7 protein-coding genes are annotated in these 7,738 nt (G+C 48.7%); 1 reads left to right on the top strand and 6 read right to left on the bottom strand.

From position 1 onward, the window contains the following. Positions 1–322 (bottom strand): hypothetical protein (locus FJ146_18640; GenBank protein ID MBM4253990.1); only part of this gene is annotated, 322 nt, incomplete at its 3' end. Between the two features lie 1,110 nt (positions 323–1,432). Between FJ146_18640 and FJ146_18635 the strand changes: the two genes are divergently transcribed. After that, entirely contained in the window at positions 1,433–2,656 is a 1,224-nt protein-coding gene (locus FJ146_18635) for an ATP-binding protein (protein MBM4253989.1), read from the top strand. A 24-nt stretch (positions 2,657–2,680) separates the two neighbouring features. On the opposite strand, the gene FJ146_18630 is transcribed toward FJ146_18635, so the two are convergent. From FJ146_18630 to FJ146_18610, 5 genes are all read right to left on the bottom strand, one after another. Next, on the bottom strand, positions 2,681–3,181 hold the full coding sequence (locus FJ146_18630; GenBank protein MBM4253988.1) for a hypothetical protein: 501 nt from the start codon (positions 3,179–3,181) through the stop codon (positions 2,681–2,683). After that, complete coding sequence (locus FJ146_18625) at positions 3,102–3,449, bottom strand: hypothetical protein (protein ID MBM4253987.1); 348 nt, start codon at positions 3,447–3,449, stop codon at positions 3,102–3,104. Before FJ146_18625 ends, FJ146_18630 begins: the two co-directional genes overlap by 80 nt. Positions 3,450–3,584: 135 nt before the next feature. After that, a complete protein-coding gene (locus FJ146_18620; protein ID MBM4253986.1) occupies positions 3,585–4,118 on the bottom strand; it encodes a hypothetical protein in 534 nt (177 codons plus the stop codon). Positions 4,119–4,189: 71 nt separating this feature from the next. Next, positions 4,190–5,251, bottom strand: coding sequence for a hypothetical protein (locus FJ146_18615; protein MBM4253985.1), 1,062 nt, complete (start codon positions 5,249–5,251; stop codon positions 4,190–4,192). Positions 5,252–5,277: 26 nt separating this feature from the next. After that, positions 5,278–6,642 (bottom strand): hypothetical protein, encoded by a 1,365-nt coding sequence (locus FJ146_18610; GenBank protein MBM4253984.1) that lies wholly within the window; start codon positions 6,640–6,642, stop codon positions 5,278–5,280. Positions 6,643–7,738 lie beyond the last annotated feature (1,096 nt).

Here is a 7,738-nt window from a genome sequence, read left to right as displayed (position 1 = left end):
GGTCTGGACGAAGAACTTCTTCGCCTTCTTCTTGAAGATATCCCTTTTTGCGCAGGAACTTGATCGTCTTGGTCGCGATCTTTTCGACAACATCACAGACTTCTTGGTCTGTCGGTGGCTCAAATGCGATGAACCTTGGTATGGCCTCTTTAGTGTGTGCTTTTTCCGCCATTCTCTTGCAACAGCACGACGGGCAAAAACCGCGGCCCTTGCACGAAAACGGTACCGCCCGCTCAAAATCGCAGGCCTTACCTTTTGTGCGCAAAAAACCGCACTGAAGAACCCCGCAGCGCAGATACCCCTGAGCTCTTTGGCGACAAATTCCGGAAGTCCCTTGCCGTCAGTTTCTCTTTGCGCGATGAAGGTCTCGACATGCTCGGCAAGGACCTCGCAGAGGACAGTGTCTTCGGGCTGTCTTGCCTGGTAGGTGTGAACTTGTTTTTGAGGCTCGCCCATGTGGGCGAACTTTGACGCTTAGCCAGCTGATGAGAGAAGTGACATCGGACGGAGTGTGAAGAAGTCCGCGGGCGACATGCCGTGACATTCACAATGGCGCAGGTGAGAACGTGGCAAAAAAGCTGTACAGTGTGTGCAGCCTAAGTGCCAAAGTCCAAGACATCCCAACTCTTCAATATTACATGTTTCATCGCAAAGTATTTTGTAGTCCCATATTACGCCATGTAGACGCGTCGGATCTTGGACCACGGCACAGCAGAAGCCAAGGCCGCTGCCAATGAAATCCTGAGCGAGCTGGTGATTTATCAATCGTGCTGCTCCGTGTTAGACAAATGGCGACATAAAACTGTCTCTAAAGACACCGTGTAGATTAGAAAGAGAGTGAAAGAGATTGAACATATGATCGCCGCAATCCGCCTTATTTATGGGGCGGTCAAGGCGATCCACTAAGGTTTCGCGTTAGCGAATACCGCCGCTAAATCCGTTTGTATAAGCAAATTGCATCGAATATTATCCCCTCGCTCCTTGACAAGTAAGGTACGGGTTCGATGCCCAAAACATGGCATCGGTAAAAACCTTAGTGTTGTGTCGAGTGTACCTGTACGTGGCTACACTCACCCCGCCAACGCGGATTAAAACTGACATAACTTTCTAGCGTACAAGTCATTTTCGACCCTGGAACGGGGTTGCTCGCTGCAAGGCGGGTATCGGAAGTGGAGTCCGCATAAGACCAGCTTAGCGAAGCGAATCTGGCAAGGACGGCGAAGCGTCAAAAAAGATGAGAAAGCGAGAAGCTGCGGCTTCAAGCAATTATCGGAAACCTTACCCCTTTAGGGGTAGCGGTAGTTCACAGAGAGAGTGATGTGGACGCAGGCTAAACAATATCGTATTATCAAGAATACGCATATATTACTTTACCGTATTATAAATAATACGGCCTTAAAACTAACTTTAGCCCGATAAAAGGCATCTTTTCTTGATAAATCAGGACCTTATTGACATCCACGGCGTCGTCACGGCGGCCGCTCCGCGATCCTTCTCGCGCCTTGGCGTGGTACAAGTTGATTGGAATGAAAGGGTCATCGGCCTAACGGGAGCGCGCGGTGTGGGCAAGACCACGGCACTGCTGCAAAAGTATTGGGAGCTCTACGGCAGTCATGAACGCTGCCTTTATGTTTCGGCCGCCCATGTGCAAGTTGCGGCTGTAGGAGTTTACGAGATCGGGCGCGACCACTTCAAAGCTGGTGGCGAGGCCATCATAATTGATGAAGTCCATCGAGCCGAACATTGGACGGCCGCGATTAAAAGCCTGATAGATAGCAATCCTGGTAAGACGATTTGGCTAAGTGGCAGCTCCTCAGCGGCACTAGCTAGAGGTGGCGCTGATTTGTCGCGTCGTGTCCTGTGGTACGATTTGCCTGAACTGTCGTTTCGTGAGTTTCTGCATTTGACGGGGCGTCCTGACGTTCCACAGCTCACGCTTGCCGAGCTGGTTCGGGATCACGTTGCGATAGCTCGCGATTTATCTGCAAAAGGTCCATTGTTGGGGGCGTTTCGTAATTATCTGAGGCATGGCCAGTATCCGTTTTTTTTGCAGGGTCTAGGCGGCTACCATCAACGACTACAGAGCGTTATCGACAAAGTGGTGAGCGAAGACCTGCCAGCGCTGTTCAATATATCGGCGGCTAAGGTAACTGTGCTCAAGAAGATCCTATGGGCCGTAGCATCTTCTAACCCCTTTCAGTTAAATGTCGAGGGACTCAGCCGAGACCTCGGAGTCGCCAAGACATCGACTTATCATTTCCTCAATTGCCTCGAGCAAGGCAGGCTACTTCAGGGCCTTGCCATGGCCGGCACTGGACTCAAGTCAGTGCGTAAACCTGAGAAGATTTATCTTGCCAATACTAACTTGCTAGCTGCGGTCACTGCTCCGCATAGAGTCGATCCTTCGGTCGGCACAGTCCGTGAGACATTTTTATACTCGAGCCTTAAGCCGCTTCATGCAGTTAAGTCACTGGGCGACGTCGATTTTCTGGTGGACGAGCAATTGGCTATCGCAGTGGGTGGACCAAACAAGGGCGACCGGCAATTGGCCAAGAGTGGCCATAAACCTGAACTAACTAAAGTGCTAGCGATCGACGGCATTGAGACTGGATCGGGCGACCGTATACCGCTGCACATGTTTGGACTGCTTCGCTAGAGCTCCCGCCAATCAGACAAGTGCTCAATCAAACATATTCTCCAGATCCTTAGGCACCGAGCTGACCACATCGCCAATAAGCCCAACGTGCACGCCCGCCCACTCGCGGCGGTACTTGACCACTTGTGCCTGACGCCCAGGCAATTGAATCGTAATGGTCTGCGCGTCGGCCCATATGATCTCCAGCAGCTCGTCTGACGGCAGGACTAGCACGGTAGAGTTGTCACCAAGCTTGCCGCCGACGACTTTAAATAGTCGTATTTCGGTAGCGACTGCCATACTAGGGCCGCAGTCGACGCGGAAGTGCTGTGCCGTGTATTCACCTGAGGGACTGGCTACCGACTGCAGCTCGGTGCGTTTGCAGCGGTCCTTCCACACAAGAGCTAAGGCAGCAAACGGGAGCAGTAACAATACGACGACGGAGATCGCCATTTTTAGCTTGGATTTAGCCGGGGCGCTCGGATCGATTGGCTGATTTGCCGACGCGGCGTCGTTGGAATTTGGAGTAGGGACGTTTTTGCTCATGGCTTCCTTGCGACCTTTCGGCAAATTCGAAGGTGACACCGCCCTCTTTGGTCAGTCTCAGCTTGGCGCTAAACGGCCGACCGGATTTAGACACAAATCCCTGTAACTCAGGGCTGACACCTTCAGCCAAAATAGCTTTGATCTCGTCAGGTGTGAGTTCTCTCTTACACAGGTTACGCGGCAGCATCAACCCACTCGGATTTTTGTTGCCTGCGGCAAACGCCTGTAGACGTTGATTGCACACGTAAGCCCCACGCGTCTGCAGCACCTGACAGTCGCCACCATGGACTGGGCAGCCGGGAGTACTGGCCGACTTCCCGATAGATTGGTCTTTGGTGTCTGATCAGTAAAATCATCCTCCCCAGACACCAATGACCAATCCTAGTAGCAGTGTCATATAGCTCTAAATGGCTACGTTAAACCCTAGTCGAGGGTAAACGTACGCTGATTCCAGTCGACGATCTCCCAAGACTAGGTCTTTGTCGGTCCCAAACAGCCAAAAACGCATGGCAAGATCAGTAAAGAAGTCAACTTTTCCGTAGCTTACAGCCAGGCCGTTCACTACGTCAAAGTATGAGGCCCCAGTTGTAGACGTGCTGGTCCCGTTATGAAATGCCATATAACCAGCCTGAACACCAAGGCGGGACTTTAACACCGGTGTTATGCTGATCCCACCGATGTAATAAGCACCGTAATCCACTACTTTTCGACTATGTCTTTTGCCGTCTGAATCGACAGTGGTGGGGCTCTGGGATCCAATGGTCACACCGATAGAGCTACCAGCTTCAGCGTCTACTTTCTCCAAGCGAAGACCTTGACGCACATAGACTTGCTGCTCAAAATCGAGACCAAGTTTCCATCCGCCTTGTGGCGCCGTTTCGGCCCGAGCACCGGAGCTTCCGATCGACAGTGCGGCTACAACAATCAGTACTCTCATCTTTTCTCTCCAAATATATTTGATAAATTATGTCAAAAACATGCCAGTTGCATGAACTTTGACCACTGATTTCATTTACAATCTGCCAATCGATGATCATCGCACAGTGTATAACAAACAGCACCAACAATGGATCCACTAACAGCACCTACGCATGCCGGCACTCCGATTCCGGCGGTGATGAAACCAGAGGCTGCGCAAGCTGGTGCTATATATGTGGCGGCAGGCAACAAGATAGCTCCGGCACCTACAACTGGGCAGCTTGTTCTTGTCCACCCTCCTTCTTGTGCTTGGTTTGCTACGTCAGCTGCAATATTGCCTTTGATTGAGTTCGTGAGCCCACCAAAAATATCTGAAAGACTGGGCGGCTTGGGCATGCGAATATGGCAATCGAATAAGCATTCATCTTTAACACCAACTTCAGCTACATCGACACTATCGTCCCACAGTTTGGCAAAGTCGAATGCGACATTGCGATCGACCTTTTCTTGGTAACCAATATGCAAACCGACAACCTTACCGTTTTGTAGAATCGGCCCGCCAGAAAATCCCGAGAGACTATCACATGAGTGCAGGAACACGCCCGCGCTGTCAAGTCTCCTATCTACCGTACAATTTTCCTGAGTGTAGAGATTTCCTTTATCAAAGTCATAGCCAACGATGGAAACATTTTGACCTGATAAGAGGCTTACTTCCAACTTGCTAGAGAAACTTTCGTCAGATTCGAGAACCAGATAATCCTTTTTTGTCTCTAATCTCGTGACTTTGCTTAGATGTATATTTTTACCATCTAAGCGAGTGAACGTTGCATCGATTTTGCCTGCATCCGCGTTTTTGCCTCTGCAATGCGCAGCTGTGGTGATCTCTTTTTCTCCAGTGACGAAGGCAGTGCACCTTGATCCATCCGAAGTTAACAGATAACCAACAGTACTTCTCAAGGTTGGATTGTCCGTAGGTAGTAACCGGCTGGATTCACCCAAAATGGCTTTCGCCTTTGAGGATTGATCTTGCTTCTGACTACATCCCGAAAAAGCCAGGACTGACAGTCCGAGATACGCGACACCTTTCATTACGATATCCTTCATAAATACTATCCCCTTGTTTAGCGCACTCCCACTTTGATGAGTGAGCATTACGATGTTTAGAGTACTTTTATTTTCTAATTTCTTAGATCTGATTCAAGCAGCCATTGTTCGAGATCACCTTTCAGAATGTCAGGCCTGGACGTCTGACGAACCAAGCATTCGAAAAGGATTTTTCTCCCAGAATCCGACAAAGCCGGATCGGGCGGCATTGTTTTGTCAATAACTATCGATTGCCGAAGCATATTTGTGTCTAACGCGAATTGATTGGGCATTGCGGCATAATATTGAAGCTCAAATTGTCGATGACCATTATGACAGGACGAACAGTGCATGCTTGATACAACTAGATTCACTAATTCATCATCAGCCGTGAAAGATCGAACACATTCTTGTGCTCTAAGCAATTGCTCTTCAGATACGACGTCACCGACCACTGGACCCAGATCGTTTCTATCAAGACCAGCGAATTCGGCGGCGCCATATTTTTTTATCTGATCATTTATTGCGTAAAGATCGATTTTACTGAGATCATCTTTTACAGTGTCAGGTTGTGGATTGATTTTTATTAATGGCGATTGGTGGCACGAGTAGCACGGCTCTGACGTTTTTACAGTTGATACGCGAGGCACTATCTGGATCCCGATTGCGCTGCGAATTCTCCATAAATCAATGAGATGTGCAATCGGCTTAGACAGCGGGGATCCATCTTCAAAATTCGTTTTTTCAATAATTATTTGGGATACAATTGATGACAACGGGGCTGTGATGTCGTCCCGGACGCCGAACTGAATAAAGCGATCATGGGTCGCCCCTGGAACATAGACTAGAAGACGAGATCTTGCCTGACTATTATCTACTGTCGGCAGATTTCTTGATCGGAAGTAAACTGCGCGCCAGCTGGCGTCAAAAGTACGAATCTGCTTTTCTATTAGTGCGGCATCATCGCCCGTTGTATTATTCAGGCTCAATAGAAATTCTTGTGAGCTAAGACTTTTTGGTAGCGAAAGATAACCTCGGGATTCCAAGAGTTCCAGGTACGCCTGGTCTTCAATGTTTAGTCCAAGCTTGTGACTTGGCTGCTTACTTAACCAATGGCGATGTGTAAATCGCCGTAAGTTAGAAAAGGATACTTGGGATGAGGAAAGTTTTTTAATTTGTGGCTCACATTCTTGCAGATGATCGTAAATATAGCGTGTATTTGATGCATAATCACTTTTTGCTGCGCGGGAAATTTCACTGGTTTTCCACCGCGCCCATTGATCATCGGTCGTTTGACACTGCGCGTGTTCACTTGGTGCTTCGGTCTTTGATAATTCATCGCGAGAGGGATTGTTCAAGAATGGGAGACGATGACTTGCTATGTCTTTAGCCCTGCAACCCAAGGTTGCAAATATCATCGACATTTCGGCGATAGTCATCATGATAGCAAATGATTTCATAGGTTCACACTTAGTGATTTATACGATGCGTTCGAATAACTTGTTAAATTTATCTTCAGCAAGTAACGTGCCACACTCTATGCATTCCACGAATGGGCTCACGAATGTATTACGTCGCTGAAAAAGCGAGACGATTTAATTAAAAAAAAAGAATGCCACAGAGTCTCGAAACAAAAGAGCATTCGACTAATAATGTGTCCACATGTTATACACATAAAGGAATTGGACACAGTGAGCAAATGGAATATTGGTGACTTCAACGCATGAATCAGTCCCGATCTAGCTGGCTATCAATCCGATATGTTGGGGGATAATTTCGGCAGCTCAACAATTTTTTTTCGCCCGCCTAATAACAGCGCCTTGATGTCTATTCTTTAGGCGCGTAAAAAGCTTATGCAGTGTCGAGTGTATCGAATGCACAGTGGCTCCAGCAGCGACGGCTCGCCAACGCGGCGGAACTACCCGCCCCGCTATCCATCCAACTAATGGTAAGTAAAATGTCAGCGTCACCATGGCATCGATCGTGCGCAACGCAAATTCGCACAAGCGCAGCGCCGTGAAGGGAGACCCTACTTGTAGATTGAAGAACTTCGGAGTTCCCCAACTAATTCTCTCATTTGTACTTGAAATACGGAAAACAGCCCTTCTTGCTTTGCTCGTGGCATTAGTGGACTTAGTTGCTCGAGAAAGAAGAGTTCAGTCGCCTGATTAACAGCTACATCGAGTTGATGAGCGTAGTACATTCGAACGCTTTTCTGAAAGTACCAATAATACTTGCCAGTTATACTACCCCTTTCCAACCACTACCAAAAGCTGCCACAATTTAAAATCCTGCCCCAAGTATAACGGGGTGAGCGGACAACCTCATCCCTCCGGACTTCGGCCCAAGGCCATCTCAACCTGTCAGATGGTCGGCAATAGCCTGCTAAGTAGGCAGTCCACCGGTCTATATGTATAGGAACAGGTGAATTTGGACATAGGTGAGCAACTTGCGGGGCGTAGCGATTGATTTACTCGGTGAAAGCGTCTTCGTAAGCGCAGTCATCATAGGCCAGCTCAGCCTGGACGTACCGCGCCGACGCAATGGGCGGGCGGG

It is taken from the genome of Deltaproteobacteria bacterium, assembly GCA_016874735.1.
Lineage (GTDB): Bacteria > Bdellovibrionota_B > Oligoflexia > Oligoflexales > CAIYRB01 > CAIYRB01.
The sequence above is the reverse complement of the archived record's forward strand: the minus strand, read 5'-3'. Positions and strand labels throughout refer to the sequence as shown.